The sequence below is a fragment of the Pseudomonas sp. 15C genome (assembly GCF_055484735.1).
Genome location: NZ_JBUDGD010000003.1, coordinates 23,244 through 44,651, shown reverse-complemented (window position 1 = coordinate 44,651; position 21,408 = coordinate 23,244). Strand labels below are relative to the sequence as shown.

The 21,408-nt window shown below is 61.3% G+C and carries 23 protein-coding genes; 19 read left to right on the top strand and 4 right to left on the bottom strand.

Going from position 1 to position 21,408, the window contains the following annotated elements; translation table 11 throughout:
- Positions 1-49: 49 nt before the first annotated feature.
- Positions 50-2,269, top strand: coding sequence for a primosomal protein N' (locus ACYYKW_RS03000; protein WP_093105787.1), 2,220 nt, complete (start codon positions 50-52; stop codon positions 2,267-2,269).
- 12 nt (positions 2,270-2,281) lie between these two features.
- Here ACYYKW_RS03000 and ACYYKW_RS02995 read toward each other — a convergent pair whose 3' ends face one another.
- Positions 2,282-2,404: a hypothetical protein gene (locus ACYYKW_RS02995; RefSeq protein ID WP_269458769.1), complete on the bottom strand. Its 123-nt coding sequence runs from the start codon at positions 2,402-2,404 to the stop codon at positions 2,282-2,284.
- On the opposite strand from ACYYKW_RS02995, the gene argS reads away from it, so the two are divergent.
- The 9 genes from argS (at position 2,403) to ACYYKW_RS02950 (ending at position 12,876) form a co-directional block, all read left to right on the top strand.
- A complete protein-coding gene (gene argS, locus ACYYKW_RS02990; protein ID WP_093105792.1) occupies positions 2,403-4,139 on the top strand; it encodes an arginine--tRNA ligase in 1,737 nt (578 codons plus the stop codon). The two genes, ACYYKW_RS02995 and argS, sit on opposite strands and share 2 nt — an antisense overlap.
- Before the next feature lies 1 nt (position 4,140).
- A complete protein-coding gene (locus ACYYKW_RS02985) occupies positions 4,141-4,857 on the top strand; it encodes an SPOR domain-containing protein (protein ID WP_090280395.1) in 717 nt (238 codons plus the stop codon).
- Positions 4,858-5,089: 232 nt separating this feature from the next.
- Positions 5,090-5,620, top strand: a complete 531-nt coding sequence (gene hslV / locus ACYYKW_RS02980; RefSeq protein WP_090280391.1) for an ATP-dependent protease subunit HslV — start codon at positions 5,090-5,092, stop codon at positions 5,618-5,620.
- 55 nt (positions 5,621-5,675) lie between these two features.
- A complete protein-coding gene (gene hslU, locus ACYYKW_RS02975; protein ID WP_464989373.1) occupies positions 5,676-7,013 on the top strand; it encodes an ATP-dependent protease ATPase subunit HslU in 1,338 nt (445 codons plus the stop codon).
- Positions 7,014-7,089: 76 nt separating this feature from the next.
- Positions 7,090-7,461 (top strand): gamma-butyrobetaine hydroxylase family protein, encoded by a 372-nt coding sequence (locus tag ACYYKW_RS02970; protein WP_093105797.1) that lies wholly within the window; start codon positions 7,090-7,092, stop codon positions 7,459-7,461.
- Positions 7,462-7,719: 258 nt separating this feature from the next.
- Complete coding sequence (gene phaC / locus ACYYKW_RS02965) at positions 7,720-9,399, top strand: class II poly(R)-hydroxyalkanoic acid synthase (RefSeq protein WP_464989372.1); 1,680 nt, start codon at positions 7,720-7,722, stop codon at positions 9,397-9,399.
- Between the two features lie 149 nt (positions 9,400-9,548).
- On the top strand, positions 9,549-10,403 hold the full coding sequence (gene phaZ / locus ACYYKW_RS02960; protein ID WP_090280374.1) for a poly(3-hydroxyalkanoate) depolymerase: 855 nt from the start codon (positions 9,549-9,551) through the stop codon (positions 10,401-10,403).
- Between the two features lie 139 nt (positions 10,404-10,542).
- Positions 10,543-12,225, top strand: coding sequence for a class II poly(R)-hydroxyalkanoic acid synthase (phaC, locus tag ACYYKW_RS02955; protein ID WP_464989371.1), 1,683 nt, complete (start codon positions 10,543-10,545; stop codon positions 12,223-12,225).
- Positions 12,226-12,255: 30 nt separating this feature from the next.
- On the top strand, positions 12,256-12,876 hold the full coding sequence (locus tag ACYYKW_RS02950; protein WP_090280368.1) for a TetR/AcrR family transcriptional regulator: 621 nt from the start codon (positions 12,256-12,258) through the stop codon (positions 12,874-12,876).
- Between the two features lie 398 nt (positions 12,877-13,274).
- Here the strand turns inward: ACYYKW_RS02950 and ACYYKW_RS02945 are convergent, their stop codons facing one another.
- From ACYYKW_RS02945 to ACYYKW_RS02935, 3 genes are all read right to left on the bottom strand, one after another.
- Positions 13,275-14,168, bottom strand: a complete 894-nt coding sequence (locus ACYYKW_RS02945) for a phasin family protein (protein ID WP_464989370.1) — start codon at positions 14,166-14,168, stop codon at positions 13,275-13,277.
- Positions 14,169-14,178: 10 nt separating this feature from the next.
- Positions 14,179-14,601 carry a phasin family protein gene (locus ACYYKW_RS02940; protein WP_093105816.1) on the bottom strand — a complete coding sequence of 141 codons (423 nt, stop codon included), beginning with the start codon at positions 14,599-14,601 and terminating at the stop codon, positions 14,179-14,181.
- Positions 14,602-14,832: 231 nt separating this feature from the next.
- Positions 14,833-15,108: a polyhydroxyalkanoic acid system family protein gene (locus tag ACYYKW_RS02935; protein ID WP_090280360.1), complete on the bottom strand. Its 276-nt coding sequence runs from the start codon at positions 15,106-15,108 to the stop codon at positions 14,833-14,835.
- 154 nt (positions 15,109-15,262) lie between these two features.
- On the opposite strand from ACYYKW_RS02935, the gene ubiE reads away from it, so the two are divergent.
- From ubiE to ACYYKW_RS02890, 9 genes are all read left to right on the top strand, one after another.
- Positions 15,263-16,033, top strand: a complete 771-nt coding sequence (gene ubiE / locus ACYYKW_RS02930; RefSeq protein ID WP_093105824.1) for a bifunctional demethylmenaquinone methyltransferase/2-methoxy-6-polyprenyl-1,4-benzoquinol methylase UbiE — start codon at positions 15,263-15,265, stop codon at positions 16,031-16,033.
- Entirely contained in the window at positions 16,033-16,656 is a 624-nt protein-coding gene (locus ACYYKW_RS02925) for a ubiquinone biosynthesis accessory factor UbiJ (RefSeq protein ID WP_464989369.1), read from the top strand. The genes ubiE and ACYYKW_RS02925 overlap by 1 nt, the downstream gene beginning before the upstream one ends.
- Positions 16,653-18,257 carry a ubiquinone biosynthesis regulatory protein kinase UbiB gene (gene ubiB / locus ACYYKW_RS02920; protein WP_093105832.1) on the top strand — a complete coding sequence of 535 codons (1,605 nt, stop codon included), beginning with the start codon at positions 16,653-16,655 and terminating at the stop codon, positions 18,255-18,257. Before ACYYKW_RS02925 ends, ubiB begins: the two co-directional genes overlap by 4 nt.
- 119 nt (positions 18,258-18,376) lie before the next feature.
- A complete protein-coding gene (gene hisI / locus ACYYKW_RS02915) occupies positions 18,377-18,778 on the top strand; it encodes a phosphoribosyl-AMP cyclohydrolase (protein ID WP_464989368.1) in 402 nt (133 codons plus the stop codon).
- On the top strand, positions 18,771-19,103 hold the full coding sequence (locus tag ACYYKW_RS02910; protein ID WP_007909355.1) for a phosphoribosyl-ATP diphosphatase: 333 nt from the start codon (positions 18,771-18,773) through the stop codon (positions 19,101-19,103). The genes hisI and ACYYKW_RS02910 overlap by 8 nt, the downstream gene beginning before the upstream one ends.
- A 25-nt stretch (positions 19,104-19,128) precedes the next feature.
- Entirely contained in the window at positions 19,129-19,410 is a 282-nt protein-coding gene (locus ACYYKW_RS02905) for a twin-arginine translocase TatA/TatE family subunit (protein WP_464989367.1), read from the top strand.
- Positions 19,411-19,420: 10 nt separating this feature from the next.
- Positions 19,421-19,894: a Sec-independent protein translocase protein TatB gene (gene tatB, locus ACYYKW_RS02900; protein ID WP_464989366.1), complete on the top strand. Its 474-nt coding sequence runs from the start codon at positions 19,421-19,423 to the stop codon at positions 19,892-19,894.
- The gene (gene tatC / locus ACYYKW_RS02895; protein ID WP_093105840.1) at positions 19,891-20,682 is read left to right on the top strand and encodes a twin-arginine translocase subunit TatC; all 792 of its coding nucleotides are present in this window, start codon (positions 19,891-19,893) and stop codon (positions 20,680-20,682) included. The genes tatB and tatC overlap by 4 nt, the downstream gene beginning before the upstream one ends.
- On the top strand, positions 20,679-21,386 hold the full coding sequence (locus ACYYKW_RS02890; RefSeq protein ID WP_093105843.1) for a 16S rRNA (uracil(1498)-N(3))-methyltransferase: 708 nt from the start codon (positions 20,679-20,681) through the stop codon (positions 21,384-21,386). Before tatC ends, ACYYKW_RS02890 begins: the two co-directional genes overlap by 4 nt.
- Positions 21,387-21,408: the final 22 nt, after the last annotated feature.

Genomic DNA, 21,408 nt, shown 5'->3' with positions numbered 1-21,408 from the left:
CTACAGGGTTATGCGCTGAGTCCTACCGCCCTGATAGAGATCCCCCCGCGTGCCCGACGCCATTCTGCGCCTTGCCTTGCCTTCGCCCCTGCGCCGCCTGTTCGATTACCGGGCGCCGGCCGGGGTGCGGCGTGAGCAATTGCAGCCGGGCATGCGCCTGCGGGTGCCGTTCGGGCGGCGCGAGATGATCGGGATTCTGGTCGAGGTCGCGGATACCAGCGAAGTGCCGGTGGAGAAACTCAAACCGGCGCTGGCCCTGCTCGATACCACCGCGCCACTGCCGCCGGCGCTGTTCAAGCTGTGTCTGTGGACGTCGCAGTACTACCAGCACAGCCTCGGCGACACCTTGAGCTGGGCGTTGCCGGTGCTGCTGCGTCAGGGCGAACTGGCCGAGGCCCGTCAGGAGCGTTTCTGGTCGGCGGCCCCCGGCGCCAGCCTCGATGATCCGCGCATCGCTCGTGCCCCGCGCCAGCGAGAAGCCCTGGCAACGCTGGCCCAGCATCCGCACGGTGTCGCCCATCAGTTGCTGAGCAAACTGATGCTGAGCAAGGACAGCCTCGACCTGCTGCTAGCCAAGGGTCTGGTGCAAGTGGAAATCCGCCGCCACCTCCCCGGCGCGCGCCATGAACACTGGCTGGCGCAACCGGAACTGCCGCTCAACAGCGAACAACGCGCGGCGTATGAAGCCATCCGCGCCGGTTTCGACAGTTATCACGCGTTTCTGCTGGCCGGGGTTACCGGTAGCGGCAAGACCGAAGTCTATTTGCAGCTGATCCGCGAAACCCTCGAAGCCGGCAAACAGGCGCTGGTGCTGATCCCGGAGATCAACCTCGGTCCACAGACCCTGGCGCGCTTCGAACAGCGTTTCAATGCACGCATCGCCCTGGTGCACTCGGCGGTCAACGATCGTGAACGCCTCGACGCCTGGCTCGCCGCCCGCGATGGCGAGGCTGACATCATTATCGGCACCCGCTCGGCGCTGTTCACGCCGATGAAAAACCCGGGGCTGATCATCATCGATGAAGAGCACGACGGCTCTTATAAACAGCAGGAAGGCTTGCGTTACCACGCCCGTGATCTGGCGCTGGTGCGAGCACGCCAGGAAAACATCCCGATCGTGCTCGGCTCGGCCACGCCGTCGCTGGAAAGCCTGCACAACGCCTACACCGGGCGTTACGGCCTGTTGCGCCTGAACGAGCGCGCTGGCGGCGCCAAACAGCCGCGCTTTCTGCGCCTGGACGTGAAAAGCCGGCCGCTGGACAGCGGCATTTCCGGGCCGATGCAACAAGCCATCGGCCAGACCCTCGCCAACGGCCAGCAGGTGCTGGTGTTCCTCAACCGCCGCGGTTTTGCCCCGACCTTGCTCTGCCACGATTGCGGCTGGATGTCCGAGTGTTCGCGCTGCGATGCGCGAATGACCGTGCACCAGCGTTACGGTGAGTTGCGTTGCCACCATTGCGGCAACGTCGAACGCACCCCGCGCCAGTGCCCGAAGTGCAACAAGGTCGACTTGCGCCCAGTGGGTGCCGGCACCGAACGTGCGGAGGAACGGCTGGCAATTCTTTTCCCGGACTATCCGGTGCTGCGCGTCGATCGCGACAGCACCTCGCGCAAGGACGCGATGAATCAGCTGTTCGCGACGATTCAGAAAGGCCAGCCGTGCATCCTCGTCGGCACGCAGATGTTGGCCAAGGGTCACCATTTTCCGCGGGTGACGCTGGTGTCGATTCTCGACGCTGACGGTGGCCTGTTTTCCGGCGACTTCCGTGCCAGCGAGCGCATGGCGCAGTTGATCGTTCAAGTCGCAGGTCGTGCGGGACGGGCGGAAGAGCCGGGCAAAGTGATTATTCAGACGCACCTGGCCGATCATCCTTTATTGGTGCAGCTGACCGAACAGGGTTACTTCGCCTTTGCCGAACAGGCGTTGAGCGAGCGCCGCGCCGCCGGACTGCCGCCGTTCGCCCATCTGGCGCTGTTGCGCGCCGAAGCGCACAAACCTGGACAGGCTGAAGGGTTTCTTGATGAAGCCTGCAGCGAGGCTGAGCGCTTGCTCGGCGAACTGAATCTGAGCGGCATCGAACTGCTCGGGCCGGTGCCGGCGCCGATGGAACGTCGCGCCGGGCGTTATCGCGCGCAATTGTTGTTGCAGGCAACGGCACGGGCACCGCTGCATCGGTTGCTGGCCAGTTGGTTGCTCGCGCTGGAGCAGATGCCGAGCGGGCGGGCGGTGCGCTGGTCGCTGGATGTCGATCCCGTCGACTTGTACTGATTGATCTATTTGTCACCACATATCCACAACCAGCCTGCTAAGGTTGGCAAGCCCGGCTTCGCCACGGATAATGCCCAGTTTTTCCACCCGCGCACCGATGCGCCCGCCGCGCTTGCGGTCGAAAGAGAAGACCATGAAAGACACCATTCGCCAGCTGATCCAACAAGCCCTCACCCAACTCGTCAACGAAGGTGTGTTGCCTGAAGGCCTGTCGCCGGCGATTCAAGTGGAAAACGCCCGCGACAAGACTCACGGCGACTTCGCCAGCAACATCGCGATGATGCTGGCCAAGCCTGCAGGCATGAAGCCGCGCGATCTGGCGGAAAAAATCATCGCCGCGCTGCCAGCTGACGAGAACGTCACCAAGGCGGAAATCGCCGGCCCGGGCTTCATCAACTTCTTTCAGAACACCCAGGCGCTGGCCAACCGTCTCGATGCCGCGCTGGCTGACGCCCATATCGGCGTGCGCAAGGCCGGCCCGGCGCAGCGCACGGTGGTCGACCTGTCGGCGCCGAACCTGGCCAAAGAGATGCACGTCGGCCACTTGCGTTCGACCATCATCGGCGACGGCGTGGCCCGCGTCCTCGAATTCCTCGGCGACGAAGTGATCCGCCAGAACCACGTTGGCGACTGGGGCACGCAGTTCGGCATGCTCATGGCCTATCTGCAGGAAAACCCGATCACCAGCGACGAGCTGTCCGATCTGGAAAACTTCTACCGCGCCGCCAAACAGCGTTTCGACGAGTCCGCAGAATTTGCCGACCGCGCCCGCGGTCTGGTGGTCAAGCTGCAGGCCGGCGATGCCGAGTGCCTGGCGCTGTGGACCCGGTTCAAGGACATCTCGCTGTCGCACTGCCAGAAGATCTACGAACTGCTCAACGTCAAACTGACCATGGCCGACGTGATGGGCGAAAGCGCCTACAACGATGACCTGATCAATGTGGTCAACGACTTGAAAGCCGCGGGCATGCTGGTCGAGAGCAACGGCGCCCAGTGCGTGTTCCTCGACGAGTTCAAGAATGCCGATGGCGATCCGCTGCCGGTGATCATCGTCAAGGCGGATGGCGGCTATCTGTACGCCACCACCGACCTCGCTGCCGTGCGCTACCGCAGTGGCAAGCTGAAAGCCGATCGTGCGCTGTACTTCGTCGATCAGCGCCAGGCCCTGCACTTTCAGCAAGTTTTCGCCGTGGCGCGCAAGGCCGGTTTCGTCACCCATCCGATGGAAATGGAACACATGGGTTTCGGCACCATGAACGGCGCCGATGGCCGTCCGTTCAAGACCCGTGATGGCGGCACCGTGAAGCTGATCGACCTGCTGACCGAAGCGCAGGAACGTGCCTACAGCCTGGTCAAGGAGAAAAACCCGGAGCTTGCCGAAGACGAATTGCGCAACATCGCCAAGGTCGTCGGCATCGGCGCGGTGAAATACGCTGACCTGTCCAAGCACCGCACCAGCGACTACAGCTTCAACTTCGACCTGATGCTGAACTTCGAAGGCAACACCGCGCCGTACCTGCTGTACGCCTACACCCGCGTTGCCGGTGTGTTCCGCAAACTGGGCAAGGATTTCAGCGAAGTCGACGGCCAGATCGTCCTCGAAGCGGCGCATGAACTGGAGCTGGCGGCGAAACTGGCGCAGTTCGGTGAAGTGCTCAACAACGTGTCCGACAAAGGCACGCCGCACATTCTCTGCACTTACCTGTACGACGTCGCTGGCCTGTTCTCCAGCTTCTACGAGAACTGCCCGATCCTCGCCGCCGAGACCCCGGCCCGGATGCAGAGCCGTCTGCGTCTGGCCGCGCTGACCGGTCGCACCCTCAAGCAAGGCCTGGAGCTGTTGGGTCTGGAAACTCTGGAGCGTATGTAAGTTGGCTGCCAAGAAAAAACCTGCACCCAAGCGCGGCGCCAGCCGCTATCAGGCTCCGGCGAAGCAACCGATTCCGGGCTGGCTGTGGATGGCCATCGGCCTGACGGTCGGCGCGTTCATCGTGTTTTTGATGAAGCTGGAGCCGGGCAAGGGCAGCGACACGGTCAAGCGTGAGAAGGTCGAGCAGGCGCAACAGCAGAAAGCGACGAAAATCGCCGAAGCCAACAAGACCCCGCCGAGCCCGACGCAACCGGTCAAGCCGAAATACGACTTCTATACGCTGCTGCCGGAATCGGAAGTGATCGTGCCGCCGGATGCCGTTCCGGAGAAGACCCTGCCGACGCCACAAGTGCCGGCCATCCCGACCACGCCGGTCACCCCGGCGGAAGCGGCGAAGATCGACACCGCGCGCGCTCAGGCCGCACTGGCCGGGATTACTCCGCCACCCGCGCCACCGGTGAGCAAAGCGGCGCCGGTGACCAGGTTCTTCCTGCAGGCCGGCTCGTTCCGCAAGGAGACTGACGCTGACAAGGTGCGCGCGCAGATCATTCTGCTCGGCCAGGCGGTGGCGGTTGAATCCGGCACGGTAAAAGACGAAACCTGGTACCGCGTTCTGGTCGGCCCGTTCAGCAACCGTGAACAACTGACCACCGCGCAGAAGCAACTGGCCGGCGCCGGCTTCAGCAACCTGTTGTTACAACAACGCCAGAGCCGCTGATTTCGTCAGAGTCACCGCGTCATCGTTCTTCGCGAGCAGACTCGCTCCCACAGGAATTACGCTGTCCCTGTGGGAGCGAGCCTGCTCGCGAAGGCAATGTTTGCAACACCACATATCCCTGATCAGTCCCCGCCGTTCGTCCCTCCGCACCCTCCCCGGTTGAAATCCTCTCCAGCACCCCCATATGAATGGGCATAAGGCACTTTCGCCCCGCTGTGTGGAGACTCTTCCCTTGACCACCATCGTTTCAGTCCGCCGTCACGGCAAAGTCGTCATGGGCGGCGACGGCCAGGTTTCTCTCGGCAATACCGTGATGAAAGGCAACGCGAAAAAAGTCCGTCGCCTGTACCACGGCCAGGTCATCGCCGGTTTTGCCGGTGCCACCGCCGACGCCTTTACGCTCTTCGAACGTTTCGAAGGCCAGCTGGAAAAACACCAGGGCCACTTGATTCGCGCCGCCGTCGAACTCGCCAAAGAGTGGCGCACCGACCGTTCCCTGAGCCGCCTCGAAGCGATGCTCGCGGTCGCCAACAAGGACGCCTCGCTGATCATCACCGGCAACGGTGACGTGGTCGAACCCGAAGATGGCCTGATCGCCATGGGTTCTGGCGGCGCCTTCGCCCAGGCCGCGGCCAGCGCCCTGCTCAAAAAGACCGACCTGTCGGCCCGCGAGATCGTCGAGACTGCACTCGGCATCGCCGGCGACATCTGTGTATTCACCAACCACACCCAGACCATTGAGGAGCAGGATCTCGCCGAATAAGCCTGTCGCGGCCTGTGTGCCACGGCTTGTTTGTGCTTGAGGACCGTCAATTATTATGTCCATGACTCCCCGCGAAATCGTCCACGAACTCAATCGCCATATCATCGGCCAGGACGATGCCAAGCGCGCCGTCGCGATTGCCCTGCGCAACCGCTGGCGCCGCATGCAGCTGCCTGAAGAGCTGCGCGTTGAAGTGACGCCGAAGAACATCCTGATGATCGGCCCGACCGGTGTCGGTAAAACCGAGATCGCCCGTCGTTTGGCAAAACTGGCCAACGCGCCGTTCATCAAGGTCGAAGCGACCAAATTCACCGAGGTCGGCTACGTCGGCCGTGACGTCGAGTCGATCATCCGTGATCTGGCTGACGCGGCGATCAAGATGCTCCGCGAGCAGGAAATGACCCGCGTACGCCATCGTGCCGAAGACGCTGCCGAGGATCGTATCCTCGATGCACTGCTGCCACCGGCACGCATGGGCTTCAGCAATGAAGAGGCGCCGGCCAGCGATTCCAATACCCGCCAGCTGTTCCGCAAGCGTCTGCGTGAAGGTCAGCTGGACGACAAGGAAATCGAGATCGAAGTCGCCGAAGTGTCCGGCATCGAAATCGCCACGCCGCCGGGCATGGAAGAGATGACCAACCAGCTGCAGTCCTTGTTCGCCAACATGGGCAAGGGCAAGAAGAAGTCGCGCAAGCTCAAGGTCAAGGAAGCGCTGAAACTGGTGCGCGACGAAGAAGCCGGGCGTCTGGTCAACGAGGAAGAACTCAAGGCCAAGGCGCTGGAAGCGGTCGAGCAGCACGGCATCGTGTTCATCGACGAGATCGACAAAGTCGCCAAGCGCGGTAACGTCAGCGGCGCCGATGTCTCCCGTGAAGGCGTGCAGCGCGACCTGCTGCCGCTGATCGAAGGCTGCACCGTCAACACCAAGCTGGGCATGGTCAAGACTGACCACATCCTGTTCATCGCCTCCGGTGCGTTCCACCTGAGCAAGCCGAGCGATCTGGTGCCAGAACTGCAAGGCCGTCTGCCGATCCGCGTCGAACTCAAGGCGCTGAGCCCGGAAGACTTCGAGCGCATTCTCAGCGAACCGCACGCTTCGCTCACCGAGCAATACTGCGCGTTGCTGAAAACCGAGGGGCTGCATATCCAGTTCCAGCCGGAAGGCATCAAGCGTCTGGCGGAAATCGCCTGGCAGGTCAACGAAAAGACCGAGAACATCGGTGCCCGTCGCCTGCACACGTTGCTTGAACGTCTGCTCGAAGAGGTGTCGTTCAGTGCCGGCGATCTGGCCAGCGCTCACGACGACAAGCCGATTCTGATCGACGCCGAATACGTCAACAGCCACCTCGGCGAATTGGCGCAGAATGAAGACCTGTCCCGCTACATTCTGTAAAGCGGCAAGCTACAAGCTACGCGCGGCAAGCTGAGTTAAGCTTGCCGCTTGTAGCTCGCAGCTGAAGGCTTCTCCTATGATTCCTACCGACATCAAACTGCACAAAGCCTCGAAAACCCTGACGCTGACCTACGCGTCCGGCGAAGAATTCACCCTGCCCGCCGAATTCCTGCGCGTGCATTCGCCCTCCGCCGAGGTCCAGGGCCACGGCAAACCGATCCTGCAATTCGGCAAGCTCAACGTTGGCTTGAGCAAGCTGGAACCGGCCGGCAACTACGCACTGAAACTGACCTTTGACGACGGTCATGACAGCGGCTTGTTCACGTGGGATTACCTCTACGAACTCGGCAAACGCCAGAAAGAACTCTGGGACGATTATCTCGCCGAGTTGCGTGCCGCCGGAAAAACCCGCGATCCGAACGAGTCGTTCGTCAAGCTGATGCTCTAGCCCGAGCCTTGCGCTCATTAGAAGGCATTTTCTAACTTCATCTGTTTGAATGCTCCGCTGTATGGCCGAGGATCGGCCTGCTTGCGAAAAAAATTAAACTCGGGTAACCAATGGAGCTGGCAAGTTCCCTGCAATGCTCTACGACTGTAAAGCAGCTATGCAGAATCAACGGTCACCCGAGCAGTAGTACCTGGCATTGGCTGTGGAACTGCACAGCCGCAAACCGGGTACTCGTCTCAGGACAATGGAGCGTCGTAGATGAGTAACAAGAATAACGATGACCTGAAGTATCAAGCCTCGGAAAACACCCTGGGGCTTAATCCCGTCGTTGGGCTGCGCGGAAAGGATCTGCTGGCCTCTGCTCGGATGGTGCTGAAACAGGCCATCAAACAACCGATCCATAGTGTTAAACACGTGACCCATTTCGGCCTCGAGCTGAAGAACGTGCTGTTCGGCAAATCCGAACTGCAACCGGCCGGTGACGACCGTCGCTTTGCCGATCCCGCGTGGAGCCAGAACCCGCTCTATAAACGTTATCTGCAAACCTATCTGGCCTGGCGCAAGGAACTCCATGCCTGGATCGACGACAGCAGCCTGACTCCCAAAGATATCGCCCGCGGCCACTTTGTCATCAACCTGATGACCGAAGCCATGGCGCCAACCAACACCGCGGCCAACCCGGCAGCGGTCAAGCGTTTCTTCGAAACCGGCGGCAAGAGCCTGCTCGATGGCCTCTCGCATCTGGCCAAGGATCTGGTGCACAACGGCGGCATGCCGAGCCAGGTCAACATGGGTGCGTTCGAGGTCGGCAAGAGCCTCGGCGTGACCGAAGGCGCGGTGGTGTTTCGCAACGATGTGCTGGAGCTGATCCAGTACCGGCCGATCACCGAGCAGGTCCACGAACGGCCCTTACTGGTGGTGCCGCCGCAGATCAACAAGTTCTACGTTTTCGACTTGAGCCCGGACAAGAGCCTGGCGCGTTTCTGCCTGCGCAATAACGTCCCGACGTTCATCATCAGCTGGCGCAACCCGACCAAGGCCCAGCGTGAGTGGGGCCTCTCGACCTACATCGAGGCGCTGAAAGAAGCGGTCGACGTGGTCACCGCGATCACCGGCAGCAAAGACGTGAACATGCTCGGCGCCTGCTCCGGCGGCATCACCTGCACCGCCCTGCTCGGCCACTACGCGGCAATCGGCGAGAACAAGGTCAACGCCCTCACCCTGCTGGTCAGCGTGCTCGACACCACCCTGGACAGCGACGTCGCCCTGTTCGTCGATGAGCAGACCCTGGAGACCGCCAAGCGCCACTCCTACCAGGCTGGCGTGCTGGAGGGAAAAGACATGGCCAAGGTCTTCGCCTGGATGCGCCCGAATGATCTGATCTGGAACTACTGGGTCAACAACTACCTGCTCGGCAACGAGCCGCCGGTATTCGACATTCTGTTCTGGAACAACGACACCACGCGCTTGCCGGCGGCGTTCCACGGCGACCTGATCGAGATGTTCAAAAACAATCCATTGATTCGCCCCAACGCACTGGAAGTGTGCGGCACGCCGATCGATCTCAAGCAGGTCACCGCCGACATCTTTTCGCTGGCCGGCACCAACGACCACATCACCCCGTGGAAGTCCTGCTACAAGTCGGCGCAGCTATTCGGTGGAAAAGTTGAATTCGTGCTGTCGAGCAGCGGCCATATCCAGAGCATTCTCAATCCGCCGGGCAATCCGAAATCGCGCTACATGACCAGTGAAGAAATGGCCGCCAATGCCGATGAATGGCAAGAGAACTCGACCAAGCACACCGATTCCTGGTGGCTGCATTGGCAGGCGTGGCTGGCCGAGCGCTCGGGCAACCTGAAAAAGGCCCCGGTGAAACTGGGCAACAAGGCGTATCCGGCGGGCGAGGCTGCGCCGGGCACTTATGTTCACGAACGGTAACTGACACCACCACAACTCCACTGTAGGAGTGAGCCTGCTCGCGATGAGGGCATCAGATTCAACCTATTCGTTGACTGGATGTACGCTATCGCGAGCAGGCTCACTCCTACAGAGATACGGGTGCACTTGAAATCTACAGGGCCTCACGCATGCCGCAACCGTTCATATTCCGCACCGTCGATCTGGATGGCCAGACCCTTCGCACGGCGGTGCGTCCCGGCAAGCCGCACTTGACGCCCTTGCTGATTTTCAACGGCATCGGCGCCAACCTGGAGCTGGTATTTCCGTTCGTCGCGGCGCTGGACCCGGACCTGGAAGTGATCGCCTTCGACGTTCCCGGAGTCGGCGGTTCCTCGACGCCGAACCGGCCGTATCGCTTTCCCGGGCTGGCCAAGCTGACGGCGCGGATGCTCGACTACCTCGACTACGGTCAGGTCAATGTCATCGGCGTGTCGTGGGGTGGCGCACTGGCGCAGCAGTTCGCCTACGACTATCCCGAACGCTGCAAGAAGCTGGTACTGGCGGCCACCGCTGCCGGTGCGGTGATGGTGCCGGGCAAACCGAAAGTGCTGTGGATGATGGCCAGTCCGCGGCGCTACATTCAGCCGTCCCACGTCATTCGCATCGCGCCGATGATCTACGGCGGCTCGTTCCGGCGCGACCCGACGCTGGCGGCCAGCCATGCGGCGAAAGTGCGTTCGGCGGGCAAGCTCGGTTACTACTGGCAACTGTTCGCCGGCCTCGGCTGGACCAGCATTCACTGGCTGCACAAGATCCATCAGCCGACGCTGGTGCTGGCCGGCGATGACGACCCGCTGATCCCGTTGATCAACATGCGCGTGCTCGCCTGGCGCATTCCCAATGCGCAGTTGCACATCATCGATGACGGCCACCTGTTCCTGATCACCCGCGCCGAGGCGGTGGCGCCGATCATCATGAAATTCCTCCAGGAGGAGCGTCAGCGCGCGGTGATGCATCCGCATCCGACCCCGCTCGGCGGCTGAACGCAGCGGCAGGCTTTATGCAGGGCTTTACCCATGAGTGCGCGGCAGGACGCCGCGCAGGCAGCAACCCGTAACAGCGTCTATGGTGTTCTGGTTCGGTGAGTTTGCTTTTGCCCTGAAGACGAAGGAGTGTTGAGTCATGCGCGACAAACCAGCGACGGGCGTGGTGCCCAGCCCCGCCGTGTTTATCAACGCACAAAGTGCGATCACCGGCCTGCACGGTCGCGACCTGCTCTCGACCCTGCGCAGCGTCGCCGCCCATGGCTTGCGCAACCCGGTCCACACGGCAAGGCATGCCTTGAAGCTGGGCGGCCAACTGGGCCGCGTGCTGCTCGGCGAAACCCTGCATCCGACCCATCCGAACGACAGCCGCTTTGCCGATCCGGCGTGGAGTCTCAACCCGTTCTATCGGCGCAGCCTGCAGGCATATCTCGCCTGGCAGAAGCAGGTCAAGAGCTGGATCGACGACAGCGACATGAGCCCCGAAGACCGCGCCCGCGCGCAATTCGTCTTCACCCTGCTCAACGACGCCGTGGCACCGTCCAACACGCTGCTCAATCCGCTGGCAGTCAAAGAGCTGTTCAATTCCGGCGGCCACAGCCTGGTGCGCGGCCTCAGCCATCTGTTCGACGATCTGCTGCACAACGACGGCCTGCCACGCCAGGTGACACGACAGGCATTCGAAGTCGGCAAGACCGTCGCCACCACCACCGGCTCGGTGGTGTTTCGCAACGAAATGCTCGAACTGATCCAGTACCGGCCCATGAGCGAAAAGCAATACGCCAAGCCGCTGCTGGTGGTGCCGCCGCAAATCAACAAGTACTACATTTTCGACCTGAGCCCGCACAACAGCTTCGTCCAGTACGCGCTGAAAAACGGCTTGCAGACCTTCATGATCAGTTGGCGCAACCCGGATGTGCGCCATCGCGAATGGGGCCTGTCGAGCTACGTCGAGGCTGTGGAAGAAGCGATGAACATTTGCCGGGCGATCACCGGCGCCCGCGAGGTCAACCTGATGGGCGCCTGCGCCGGCGGCCTGACCATCGCGGCGCTGCAAGGGCATCTGCAGGCCAAGCGGCAGCTGCGACGTGTCGCCAGTGCGACCTATCTGGTCAGCCTGCTCGACAGCCAGATCGAAACCCCGGCGACGCTGTTCGTCGATGAACAGACTCTCGAAGCGGCCAAGCGGCGTTCGTATCAGCAGGGCGTGCTCGACGGTCGCGACATGGCCAAAGTCTTCGCCTGGATGCGCCCCAACGATTTGATCTGGAGTTACTTCGTCAACAACTACCTGTTGGGCAAGGAGCCGCCCGCCTTCGACATTCTCTACTGGAACAACGACAACACGCGCCTGCCGGCGGCATTGCACGGCGATCTGCTGGATTTCTTCAAGCACAACCCGCTGACCCATCCTGGCGGGCTGGAAGTCTGCGGCACGCCCATCGATCTGCAGAAAGTCACCGTCGACAGTTTCAGCGTGGCCGGCATGAACGACCACATCACGCCGTGGGACGCGGTGTATCGCTCGACCCTGCTGCTGGGCGGCGACAAGCGCTTCGTGCTGTCCAACAGCGGCCACGTACAAAGCATCCTCAACCCGCCGAGCAACCCAAAAGCCAACTACGTCGAAAACGCCAGGATGAGCAGCGACCCGCGCGCCTGGTACTACGACGCCAAACGTGTCGACGGCAGTTGGTGGCCGCAGTGGCTGGAGTGGATTCAACAGCGCTCGGGCGCGCAGCACGAAACCCGCATGGCACTCGGCAACCCCAACTATCCGCCGATGGAGGCAGCACCCGGTACTTACGTGCGAGTGCGCTGACGTTCAACGACAATTTTCTAAGAAGACTGGATGAAAACCCGCGACCGGATTCTCGAATGTGCGCTGCACCTGTTCAACGAAAAGGGCGAACCGAACGTTTCGACCATGGAGGTCGCCAATGAAATGGGGATCAGCCCCGGCAACCTCTACTACCACTTCCACGGCAAGGAACCGCTGATCCTCGGCTTGTTCGAACGCTTCCAGCAGGAACTGGCACCACTGCTCGATCCGCCGTCGGACGTGGAACTCGCGCCGGAGGATTATTGGTTGTTTCTGCACCTGATCGTCGAGCGCCTGGCGCAATACCGATTCCTGTTCCAAGACCTGTCGAACCTCGCCGGGCGCCTGCCGAAACTGGCCAAGGGCATACGTCATCTGCTCAACGCGCTGAAACGCACGCTGGCTTCATTGCTGGCGCGGCTGAAGGCAGCGGGGCAACTGGTCAGCGATACGCAGGCATTGGGACAACTGGTGGAGCAGATCACCCTGACGCTGCTGTTTTCCCTGGATTACCAGCGAATTCTCGATCGTGAGGGCGAGGTGCGGCTGGTGGTGTACCAGATCATGATGCTGGTGGCGCCGCATTTGTTGCCGCCGGTGAAAGTGGCGACGGAGCGGATGGCGCTGCAATACCTTGAGGATCATGACTGACGGCAAAAGCCCCTCATCGGAACGCCGCCCGCCTAGCCCTCTCCCAAAGGGGAGGGGACCGGACAGGGGATGCTCAAGAGCCAGGCCGACCTGAACGACCTTCGTTGAATCCATGATCAGGCTGCTCTCAAAATCCGGTCTGCCTGCAAAATCCCCTCACCCTAACCCTCTCCCAGAGGGAGAGGGGATCGATCGGGGGATTTTCAAGAGCTACGCCGACCTGAGCGAGCTTCGTTGAATCCATAATCGACTGGATTTTTCAGGTCGATGTATAACGCAAGACACCGCGGTCGGCCCCCTCTCCCTCCGGGAGAGGGCTGGGGTGAGGGCAGACTTGGTATGCACAAACAAAAACGCCCGACCTCCACAGGCCGGGCGTTTTGTTTTGCCCTGATGAATCAGGACTGACTGGATGGCGTCGACGGGGTCGATGCTGCAGTCGGGGTGGCTGCTGCCGTGGGTGCCGCAGCGGAGTTTGCCGCGTTGGCCGGAGCGGTTGGAGCAGTCGATGCCGCAGCGGCCGGCTTTGGCGCAGCGGCTTTCGGTACAGCCGGTTTTTTCACCGCAGGCTTTTTCGCCGCAGCCGGTTTGGTGGCTGGCTTGGCTGCAGGCTTGGCGGCAGCGGTTTTCGCTGCTGGCTTGGTCGCTGGTTTCGCTGCCGTTTTAGCCGCAGGTTTCGCCGCGGCTTTCGCTGCCACCGGTTTGGCGGAAGCTTTAGCCGCTGGCTTGGCGGCGGCCGTTTTCGCGGCTGGTTTGGCGGCGGCTTTCGCTGCCGGTTTGGCCGCCGCTTTGGTCAGTGGCTTGGCCGCGGTTTTCGCCGCGGGCTTGGCCGCTGCAGTCTTGGCTGCCGGTTTCGCCGCAGCGGTTTTCGCCGCTACAGGCTGGGCTTTCAGACCGGTAAGTTTTTCGATCTGTCTGGTCAGCGTATCGACCTTGGCGTTGAGCGCCTTGACCTCATTGCGGCTTGGCACACCGAGGCGTGAAATCGCGCTGTTCAGGCGCTTGTCGAAAGCCCCTTCGAGCTCGTCCCACTTGCCCATGGCGCGGTCTTTCACGCCGCTGATGCGCGACTTCGCCGAAGAGGTCGAGTCCTCGACTTTTTTGCCAACCGCAGACTTGGTGAGCTTCTCGGCTTTCTCGCCGTCTTTGACCAATGTGTCGAAGAGCTTGCTGCCGTCAGTGTCGATCTTCGAGTACACGCCTAAACCCGCCAGCCAGATTTTGCGGGAGTACGACTCGACCTTCCCGACCCACGAGCTGCTTTCTTTATCGGTGTTCTTTTTACCAGCCATCCCGTTCTCCTTAAGATTTACGCGCGACGCGTTCGAGCAATGCCGTCAGCTCATCGAGCTTAGCAGAGAGTGTCTCAACGTCATGTTTAGACGGAATGCCGATGCGATTCAAGGCGCTTGCTACGCGGCTGTCGAAGGCCTTCTCGACCTTGTCCAGTTGAACTTCGACACGACCTTTGAAAGAGCTGACCTGAGTGGCGGCCTCATCGATCTCGACATTGGCCGCGACCAGTTTTTCGGTGACTGCCTTTTTGCCTTTCTTTTCAACGATTTGACCGGCTTCGATCAGCTCTTGAAAGTACTCGCTACCCTCTTGTCCGACCTTGGCGTAGGCACCCAGGCCAGCCAGCCAGATCTTGCGGGCATAGGACCTGACGTCGTTCAGCGTCGAAGTCGGAGCGTCGATTTTTTTCTTCAAAATAACTTTGGCCATGGTGCACCTCACGCGCAGAAGGTTTGAGGAACTGCCCGGACGGGTGTCGGGCTCAGGCACAAAGTAGGTAGAAAAATTAGAAAGGGCACCCTAACCAGTGGGAGCATCACAAAACAAATGTAGGAGTGAGCCTGCTCGCGATAGCGGTGTGTCAGTCGTCATCATTCTTGACTGCTACACCGCTATCGCGAGCAGGCTCACTCCTACAGGGGATCGCGTTTTACATGAGAATCAGGCCAGCGCTTTGTCGAGGGCCTTTTCGATCTCGGCTTTGATCATGCCGCTCATGGCCGACATCATCAGGCCCAGTTCGACGTCGACCTTGATCGAATCGTCCGCCACGTGAACGGCGCCTTTCACGCCCGAGCGCTTGAGGTTCAGGGTGTCGCCGGACCACTGCGGCTCCAGACCGTATTGTTCATTGAGCTTTTGGGCCAGTTTGTCGGCCTTCTCGCGGGCGGCTTCCTTGCCCAGGGTGTGGGCACGCTCAACACTGATTTTGGCCATCGAATGACTCCTGATAGATGAAGGTGTGTCGGTAGATCTTGACCGCCACTGCGGCAAATCGTCCCGAAGGTGGCCCATCTTACCTTTAGCCATTCGAAGACAAAGCATGGCTTGGGGATTAGAATGTCGCGCATTCTCTTTTGGTGACAGCGATATGACTGATCAGCGCAAAGGCAGCGATGCCGAACCCACCACTCACTTCGGCTTCAAAAACGTTCCGGAAAGCCAGAAAGCGGAAAAAGTCGCTGAGGTTTTCCACTCGGTAGCCGCCAAATACGACCTGATGAACGACCTTCTGTCGGGCGGCATGCACCGTCTGTGGAAGCGTTTCGCGATCGAACTGTCCGGCGTGCGCAGCGGTAACCGCGTGCTCGACATCGCCGGCGGCACCGGTGACCTGACCCGCAAATTCTCGCACCTGGTCGGCCCGACCGGTCAGGTGGTGCTGGCCGACATCAACGAATCGATGCTCAAGGTCGGCCGTGACCGCCTGCTGGATCTGGGGGTCGCCGGCAACGTCGAGTTCGTTCAGGCGGACGCGGAAAAACTGCCGTTCCCGGACAACCATTTCGACTGCGTGACCATAGCCTTCGGTCTGCGCAACGTGACGCACAAAGAGGACGCCCTGCGTTCGATGCTGCGCGTGCTCAAGCCCGGTGGCCGTCTGCTGGTGCTGGAGTTCTCCAAGCCGACCAACTCGCTGATGTCCAAAGCCTACGACGCCTATTCGTTCGCCTTCATGCCGCTGATGGGCAAGCTGATCACCAATGACTCGGAAAGCTATCGCTACCTGGCCGAATCGATCCGCATGCACCCGAATCAGGAAACCCTGAAGTCGATGATGGTCGATGCCGGTTTCGACCGCGTGACCTATCACAACATGACCGCAGGCATCGTTGCCCTGCACCGCGGCATCAAGCCCTGATGTTGCTCACCGGGCTGCTCGCCAGCATTGAACTCGGCCTCAACCGGGTGCTGCGTCTCGACAGCACGGCGCTGCCGCGGCTGGCGCATTTGACCGGCAAGGTGATTGCCGTCGACTGCCGCAGCCCGGCATTGCAATTGTTCATTCTGCCCAGTGACGAAGGCTTGATGCTTGCTTCGCAGTGGGCAGCCGGCGTCGACTGCACCCTGCGTGCGCCGGCTTCAAGCCTGGTCAAACTGGCCTTGAGCAAAGACAAGACCGCTGTGCTGCACGCGCCGGAAGTCGAGCTCGACGGCGACAGCGGCGTGCTGCTGGAATTGGCTGGTGTGCTGCAGGATCTCGAGCTGGACTGGGAGTACGAACTCTCGCGCTGGCTCGGCCCGGTTGCCACGCAATTGCTCGGCGGCCACCTGCGCAGCCGCGCGCGCTGGTATCAGCAAGGATTTGCCAGCCTCAACCAGAACCTCGCCGAATACCTCGCCGAAGAATCACGCACCCTCGTCGGGCAGCGCGAAGCCGAAGCGCGGTTCAGCGAACTGGACCGGATCAAACTTGATCTGGAACGACTCGAGGCGCGTTTCGAGCGCCTTTCCCGATCCCTCGACCCAAGCGATAACGCATGAAGCTGCTTGCCGTCCGCCGTCTGTTGCGCATCCAGCGCGTCGTGATCCGCTACCGCCTCGATGACCTGCTGTTCGCCCTGCCGCTGCCCTGGTTTCTCCTGGCGCTGCGCTTTGTGCTGCCGTGGCGCTGGTTGCCGCGCAAACGCCTGGAGCTGAGCCGCGGCGCGTGCCTGCGTCTGGCGTTGCAGGATCTGGGGCCGATCTTCATCAAGTTCGGGCAGATTCTTTCGACCCGCCGCGACCTGCTGCCAGAGGACATCGCCGATGAGCTGATGCTGCTGCAGGACCGGGTCCCGCCGTTCGATTCGCAGCTGTCGGTCAAGCTCATCGAAGAACAGCTGGGCAAGAAGATCAGCGAAGTGTTCAGCCGTTTCGACGTCGAGCCGCTGGCCTCGGCTTCGGTGGCGCAGGTGCATGCCGCGCAGTTGAAGTCCGGTGAAGAAGTGGTGGTGAAGGTAATCCGTCCGGGTCTGAAACCGATCATCGCGCAGGATCTGGCGTGGCTGTTCATCCTCGCCCGCGCCGCCGAAAAACTCTCGGCCGACGCGCGTCTGCTGCACCCGGTCGATGTGGTGCTGGATTACGAAAAAACCATTTACGACGAACTCGACCTGCTGCGCGAGGCGGCCAACGCCAGCCAGCTGCGGCGCAATTTTGAAGGCTCGTCACTGCTCTATGTGCCGCAAGTCTACTGGGACTGGTGCCGGCCGAAAGTGCTGGTGATGGAGCGTATTTACGGCATCCAGGTCACCGATCTGGCGACCCTTGCCGACCAGCGCACCGACATGAAAATGCTCGCCGAGCGTGGCGTGGAGATCTTCTTCACCCAAGTGTTTCGCGACAGCTTTTTCCACGCTGACATGCACCCGGGCAACATCTTCGTCAGCACCGTCAACCCGTGGAGCCCGCAATACATCGCGATCGACTGCGGCATCGTCGGCAGCCTGACCCCGGAAGACCAGGATTATCTGGCGCGCAACCTGTTTGCCTTCTTCAAGCGTGATTACCGTCGCGTGGCACAACTGCACATCGATTCGGGCTGGGTGCCGGCGGAAACCAAGCTCAACGAATTCGAAGCGGCGATCCGCACAGTGTGCGAACCGATCTTCGAAAAACCGTTAAAAGATATTTCATTCGGTCAGGTGCTGATGCGCCTGTTCCAGACGGCGCGACGCTTCAACATGGAAGTGCAGCCGCAGCTGGTACTGTTGCAAAAGACCCTGCTCAACATCGAAGGCCTCGGGCGTCAGCTGTATCCGGATCTGGATCTGTGGAACACCGCGCAGCCGTTCCTCGAACGCTGGATGCGCGAGCGTGTCAGCCCCAAAGCCTTGCTGGGCAACGTGCAGAGCCAGTTCGAGCAGATTCCGCACCTGGCCAACATGGCCCGCGACCTGCTCGAACGCATGTCGCAGCCGCACGCCAACGACCCGCCGCCGCCATGGCATCGACGCAAGGATGACTGGTTCCTGCGCCTGCTCGGTTGCGCGCATCTGGCCGGCGGAGCAATCCTCGCCGCTGGCGGTCCACTGACCGATTGGGCGCACTGGCCAGCGGGAATCATGGTGGCTGTCGGCTTGTATCTGGTCGTTCGCCGATAGCACGAATCAGCTGCAAGTTATAAGCTGCAAGCCTTGAGCTTGACGATACAGGTCCACCGCAACCTGCTTTTACTTGCAGCTTGAAGCTTGCAACTCGAAGCTGCTTTCAGGAACTGAAGATGAAAAACTGGCTGGACGAGATCAAGTGGGACGCTGACGGCCTGGTGCCGGCGATCGCTCAGGATCACAAGACCGGACGCGTGCTGATGATGGCCTGGATGAACCGCGAAGCGCTCGAACTGACCGCCGCGGAGAATCGTGCAATCTACTGGTCACGTTCCCGTGGCAAGCTGTGGCGCAAGGGCGAAGAGTCCGGCCATGTGCAGACCCTGCATGAGATGCGTCTGGACTGTGATGCCGACGTGGTCATCCTGATGGTTGAACAGATTGGCCACATCGCTTGCCATACCGGCCGTCAAAGCTGCTTTTACCGCGTCTTCGAAAACGGCGACTGGAAAACGGTCGACCCGGTACTGAAAGACCCGCACGCCATTTACTCCGCAGGACACAAGCATGAGTGACACACTCACCCGTCTGGCCGAAGTGCTCGAAGAGCGCAAAGGCGCAGCCGCCGACAGTTCGTATGTCGCCAGCCTGTACCACAAGGGGCTGAACAAGATTCTGGAGAAGGTCGGCGAAGAGTCGGTCGAAACCATTATCGCCGCCAAGGATGCCGCCATCAGCGGCGACTGCAGCGATGTCATCTACGAGACCGCCGACCTGTGGTTCCACAGCATGGTCATGCTTGCCCAACTGGGGCAGCATCCGCAGGCCGTGCTGGATGAACTGGATCGCCGCTTCGGCCTGTCCGGACACGTCGAGAAAGCCTCGCGTCCGTCCGCCTGAACAACTATTCGAGAGGAACAGCAACATGGGCATTTTTGACTGGAAACACTGGATCGTCATCCTGGTTGTCGTGGTGCTGGTGTTCGGCACCAAGAAACTGAAAAACCTCGGCACCGACGTTGGCGAGTCGATCAAGGGCTTCCGCAAGGCCATGAACGACGACGAAAAACCGGCCGAACCGAGCGTGACCCCGCCGGCGCAGCCGGTGCCGCCGGTGCCGCCGCAGACCACCGCGCAGGCCAACCCGCCGCACACCATCGACGTGCAGGCGCAGAAAGTCGAAGAGCCGATCCGCAAAGACGTGTGAGCACTGACTAATGTTTGGTATCAGCTTCTCTGAACTGCTGCTCGTCGGCCTCGTCGCCCTGCTGGTGCTGGGCCCCGAGCGACTGCCGGGCGCTGCGCGCACCGCCGGCCTGTGGGTCGGTCGGCTGAAGCGCAGCTTCAACGCGATCAAACAGGAAGTTGAACGTGAAATCGGTGCCGATGAGATCCGTCGGCAACTGCACAACGAGCACATCCTCTCGCTGGAGCAGGAGGCGCGGAAGATTTTCAGCCCGGTTCAGCAGGAGCCGACCCCGGTTGAGCACGTGGGCGAGCAGACGATTCATGCGCCTGCTGCACCTGCACCTGCACCTGCACCGACGCCTGCACCTGCACCTGCACCTGCCGTAGCGATAACCGAACCCGTACCTGCTGTCGCGCCAACGTCGGTTGAACACGTAGCTCCAGACGCCGCGCCGACTGCACCAGCGCCTCACGACCCTACTCTGCCGCCGCGAGCCCCATGAGCGATCTCCCCGAAAACGACCAGCACATGCCGCTGGTTTCGCACCTCACCGAGTTGCGCACCCGCCTGCTGCGTTGCGTGGCGGCGATCTTCATTATTTTTGCCGGGCTGTTCGCCTTCACCCAGCAGATCTACACCTTCGTCTCGACGCCGTTGCGCCAGTACTTGCCGGTCGGCGCGACGATGATCGCCACCGACGTGTCGTCGCCGTTCCTCACGCCGCTGAAACTGACGATGATGGTCTCGCTGTTTCTGGCGATCCCGGTGATCCTGCATCAGATCTGGGGCTTCATCGCGCCGGGCCTGTACAAGCACGAGAAGCGCATCGCGGTGCCGCTGCTGGTCTCCAGCATTATGCTGTTCTACACGGGCATGGCGTTCGCCTATTACTTCGTCTTTCCGCTGATCTTCAAGTTCTTCGCCGCTGCCACCCCGGCCGGCGTGGAAATGATGACCGACATCGCCAGTTACCTCGATTTCGTCATGACGCTGTTCTTCGCCTTCGGCGTTGCCTTCGAGATCCCGGTGGCCGTGGTCCTGCTGGTGTGGATCGGCGTGGTCGATGTTGCCTACCTGAAAAAGATCCGCCCGTACGTGATCATCGGCTGCTTCGTGGTCGGCATGATCCTGACGCCGCCGGATATCTTCTCGCAGACTCTGCTGGCCGTGCCGATGTGGATGCTGTTCGAAATCGGCATTCTGTTCGGCGGCCTGATCAGCAAGCGCGAACGCCCGGAAGACAGCCCGGCCGACGACCACAACGACCAGCCGCCAGCGACCCAGGCATGAACCTGCTGCTGCTCGAAGAAGCCGACTTCATCGCGGCCGACCGTGTGGTGCTGCGTGATCGGCGCCTGACCCATATGCAGGAAGTCCACCGCTCGCAAGTCGGTGACAGCCTGCGCGTCGGGCGCATCAATGGCTTGATGGGTTCGGCAGAGCTGCTGCGCCTCGACGCAGGTGAAGCCGAGCTGCGCGTCAGCCTCGATCAACCGCCGCCGACGAAACTGCCGCTGACCCTGGTGCTGGCACTGCCACGGCCGAAAATGCTCCGCCGGGTGTTTCAGACTGTCGCGACCATGGGCGTCTCGAAGGTGATTCTGGTCAACAGCTACCGCGTCGAGAAAAGCTTCTGGCAGACGCCGTTTCTGGAGCCCGAGGCGATTCGTGAACAGCTGATCCTCGGCCTCGAACAGGCCCGCGATACGGTGCTGCCGGAGATCATCATCGAGAAGCGCTTCAAGCCTTTCGTTGAAGATCGGCTGCCGGCGATCAGCGACGGCACCCTCGGTCTGGTCGGCCATCCGGGCAATTACCCGCCCTGCCCTCGCGCGCTGAGTGAACCGGTGACCCTGGCGATCGGCCCGGAAGGCGGCTGGATCCCTTACGAGATCGATCTGCTGGCCAAGTCCGGTCTGCAACCGGTGCAGCTCGGCGAACGGATTCTGCGCGTCGAAACCGCCGTCACCGCGTTGCTCGCCCGCCTGTTCTGAGCCGACGTGCCAGACAGATGGT